Annotated in this window: 2 protein-coding genes and 2 pseudogenes; 3 read left to right on the top strand and 1 reads right to left on the bottom strand. The window is 34.7% G+C overall.

The window, feature by feature from the left end; translation table 11 throughout:
• Together AB7E63_RS13255 and AB7E63_RS13250 are read left to right on the top strand one after the other, a co-directional pair.
• Positions 1-109 (top strand): annotated as a pseudogene (locus tag AB7E63_RS13255) (IS5/IS1182 family transposase); the annotation flags it as partial.
• Between the two features lie 94 nt (positions 110-203).
• Positions 204-1,769, top strand: coding sequence for a hypothetical protein (locus tag AB7E63_RS13250; RefSeq protein ID WP_284452592.1), 1,566 nt, complete (start codon positions 204-206; stop codon positions 1,767-1,769).
• On the opposite strand, the gene AB7E63_RS13245 is transcribed toward AB7E63_RS13250, so the two are convergent.
• Complete coding sequence (locus AB7E63_RS13245; RefSeq protein ID WP_428419650.1) at positions 1,717-2,106, bottom strand: hypothetical protein; 390 nt, start codon at positions 2,104-2,106, stop codon at positions 1,717-1,719. The two genes, AB7E63_RS13250 and AB7E63_RS13245, sit on opposite strands and share 53 nt — an antisense overlap.
• Before the next feature lie 345 nt (positions 2,107-2,451).
• On the opposite strand from AB7E63_RS13245, the pseudogene AB7E63_RS13240 reads away from it, so the two are divergent.
• Positions 2,452-3,106, top strand: a pseudogene (locus tag AB7E63_RS13240) (IS256 family transposase); the annotation flags it as partial.

Here is a 3,106-nt window from a genome sequence, read left to right as displayed (position 1 = left end):
ATGTCGTCGATTAAGTAAGGATTATGAGTTAATTGCAACAAGCAGTTTATCAATGTTTTATCTTGCTATGACTCGGTTGGTAGTTAGAAGAATAGCCTGTATTATTTAATTCAGAGAAAGTCTCTTAGTTTTAGATTGCTAAATAATAATAAAATATTTAGATTTTCCCAAATACCCATTTTTACTAAGGAGTTTTATTATTTATGCAATGTCCAAGTTTATCACTAAAATGTCAACTTAGCGAAGGAATCCATGACGCTTATACCGCTTCAATTGAAATAGGAAATGCGGAAGTCAAGATAAACCTTGTTTCAACCACAGCTTTTGATGAGTTATCAGAAATGAAATTGTCTCAACTTGACTATTACAGAGGAAATAACGGATCGGGTTCCACTTTATTTAAAGATAGTCGACCAGAATCAGCTAGACCAAAAATTACAGTTGTAAATTTAGACCGTGTAAGAGAAATTTTAACGATAAAATATGCTCGGCTAAATATTCATAATGGAAATTTTTCTTTAATACTTAGCCCAATTATTGGGGCATCTCTCAAGGGACATAATTTTAACATTATCTACTACAGAGATAAAGCTTCATTTGAAAGCCAGAAAGAAGCTATTTTTTTGCCAAAAACTGCAATTTATGTATTTACAGAAGAAGAATTTGCTGGAGCATATATTGAAGCAGCGCACAGGATACAAAAATTTTTCTATTATGCTATCTTTCCTCAAGGAAAAAAAACGGAAACTTCTTGGATAGGTAAAGCTAAACAATACTTTAATGTAAAAGGAGATCTTTCTCAATACCTACCAGGAGCTCCTTATCTAATAGAGCTAAAATTGCCTAAGGAAAAGCATAAGGAAGAAAGAGGATTTCTCGGTTATTCTACAGCTCCTTCCGGGACCAGTTCCGATACATCATTTACTTCGGTTCCATCTGAAAGCTCTGGCGAAGAATTTCACTCCGCTTCACCTGGTTCTCCTGGATCGTCCTCTTCTTCTATGGATTCGAATCTTGAGGATATTGCTATAAATCGATCACATCCCACAATAAACACAAGAAGGGGTCCTATAGAAGAATTTAAGGGAATGGTAGATGAAATTAACCAAATATTAAAGAAAAGGGGGCTTAATAGGGAAAGCAATTCTTCAGGGAATCGAAGATTCACCCTTTCTATACATTTTAAGGAAGGTATAAGCGATCCCAAAGCAATTCAATTAACAACATGGACAAAAAATTTTGGAAGATCAAGCGCTTTATGCTATGGCGTACCTATGAAAATAGAAATTTCTTTTGAAGATGAGTCCTCAGAAAGTTTTGAATATATTCTTAAATCGAATGTTCAAGTCCCTTTAAGTGCTCCTAAATGGGAAGGATGGTTTGCCAAGATGTCTGTTCCGCGAACCTGTGAGGCTGCAAGGAAGAATGCATTATTTGAGACTTATTTAGATGCTTTTGCAATGCGGAACTTGCTAATGTTAGCATTGCATGAGAACTATAAAAAAGCTCAACAAAAAATTGATACGATTTGTTATAGTGAACAAGGTCTATGGACTACTGCAGTTCCTCACATTTCTTATGAAAGTAGAGACTTTAAAAAAAGGTGGGAATCCCATTTTAACATTCTTAAAAACCAAGAGGTTAAATGGCTTGGAATTGGTGATCGAGTAGAAGACCCGGATCTTGTTGTATTTGATTTAACAAAGATAGGTTTTCCTATGAGTAAACCTGTGAAACTTGAAGTCGATAACCCTGTGTTTGCTCCGTAAAATTATTTAAAAGATAAAAAAGGAAAAGATTTTGATTATTTTTTCCTTTTTTATTAATTGCATAATTAATTCTGTTTGATTTTAATGCTTTATTTAACTTTTCCGAATCATTAACATTATCATCAAAATTCAGCCCTTTTTCTGTTAAAAGGAAGGTTAATTCATCTAAAATTTGTGCTTTTTCATCTGATGAAAATTTAATATTATATTTATTTGTAGGGTATTTTCCTTCATATATTCTTTCTTCTTTTATAGTTCGTATGCATTTTTCTTTAATATTTTTGTCCGCAATACAGTCACTTAAAAAAGAAATTTGAGCGTGTGTAAAATCCATCATTCCTCATTTAATTTTTTTTATGCCATTTAAATCCCAAACTTGAGGCCCTCTAGGCCTTCCATAAGTTGTTATTAGCTTGCCTTCTGAGCTTAGAACCACAGTCGCATTTTTCCCAATATACTTTACCGTATTACCCGCTTCATTAACAATTTTTTTAGGATCTCGTAGAGCTAACAATATGTCTCTCGGATTGACTCCTCTTCCTCCATTTCTACTTATAGCCTGATTTAATCCATGGCGAGATATGATCAAAAGTTGTGTATGAGGTGAAAAAAAGAGAGCGCATCCTTAAAATGTTTTTTACCACAAAAACTAAATGGGAGTGCGCTCATGGAAGATTTTCGCTTTTTTTCAGAAAAAAACATTCAAACCGGTCTTGGCCCAATTGCAATTCGCCAGCCTAGAATAAGACATAGAGACGATGGCAAGTTCACAAGTGCGATTTTGCCACCTTATTTGAGAAGGACACAAAGTATAGATGCAGTTATTCCTGCTTTGTATCTTAAAGGAATATCCACCCTGGATTTTTCGAGAGCTCTGGAGGCAATTTTGGGAGAAAATGCTAAAGGACTATCACCCACAAATATCGTTAGATTGAAAGATTCATGGACAACAGAATATCAAATTGGCTCAAAAGTGATTTATCCGCAAAAAAGTATGTTTATATATGTGCGGATGGGATTTATTTTAACATTCGTTTAGAAGAAGATCGACCCTGCGTTCTGGTTCTGATAGATGCTTTAGAGAATGGAAATAAAGAACTTATCATGATCCATGATGGGCACCGAGAAAGCAAGCTGTCTTGGAAAGAAGTTTTGCAAAATTTAAAACATCGAGGTCTCAAAGAAGGACCAAAGCTTGCGATTGGAGATGGAGCACTTGGCTTTTGGGCAGCTTTAAATGAAGAGTTTCCAGCAACAAAGCAGCAAAGGTGTTGGGTGCATAAAACGGCTAATATTTTAGATAAAATGCCAAAAAGTGTTCAAAAGTATGCCAAAGA

Source organism: Parachlamydia sp. (assembly GCF_050255895.1).
Classification (GTDB): Bacteria; Chlamydiota; Chlamydiia; order Chlamydiales; family Parachlamydiaceae; genus Parachlamydia; species Parachlamydia acanthamoebae.
This window is presented reverse-complemented; position numbering and strand designations above follow the sequence as displayed.

What these genes read in the sequence shown, in the direction of transcription:
- AB7E63_RS13250 (WP_284452592.1), top strand. Translation starts at nt 204, where the DNA reads ATGCAATGTCCAAGTTTATCACTAAAATGTCAACTTAGCGAAGGAATC.
- AB7E63_RS13245 (WP_428419650.1), bottom strand. Translation starts at nt 2,106, where the DNA reads ATGATGGATTTTACACACGCTCAAATTTCTTTTTTAAGTGACTGTATT.